A 463-nucleotide genomic window follows, 5' to 3' on the forward strand; every position below is an offset into this window, starting at 1 on the left:
CGTGTACGTGGTCGACTCCGCCGGGGCGATGGTGCCCCGGCACGCCGGGGAGCGCGTCGCGGCCCTGCGGCAGGCGATCTCCGCCGACATCGGTTTCCACGCTCACAACAATCTCGGGGTCGGCATCGCCAACGCGCTCACCGCGGCCGAGAACGGGGCGACGTTCATCGACGGGTCGCTGCGTGGACTCGGTGCGAGCGCCGGCAACGCCCAGACCGAGGTGCTCGCCGCCGCGTTCGAGCGGGCCGGCTGGGACACCGGGGTCGACCTGTTTCCGCTGGTCGACACCGCCGAGCACGTTGTCGCCCCGCTGATGACCGAACCGCAGATCGTCGACGAGACCGCCCTGATCCTCGGCTACGCCGGGGTGTACTCGACCTTCTTCCACCCCACGAAGCGGGCCGCGAAGAAGTTCGGCATCTCCACCCGCGAGATCCTGTTCGAACTCGGGCGCCGCGGTGTC

General features: G+C 70.4%; 1 pseudogene. It reads left to right on the forward strand.

The features are described 5' to 3' along the window. Positions 1–463, forward strand: a pseudogene (locus QYS60_RS25700) (4-hydroxy-2-oxovalerate aldolase); the annotation flags it as partial.

Origin of the sequence: Rhodococcus sp. GXMU-t2271 (assembly GCF_041414735.1) — a bacterium.
In the GTDB taxonomy this organism is placed as follows: domain Bacteria; phylum Actinomycetota; class Actinomycetes; order Mycobacteriales; family Mycobacteriaceae; genus Rhodococcus; species Rhodococcus indonesiensis.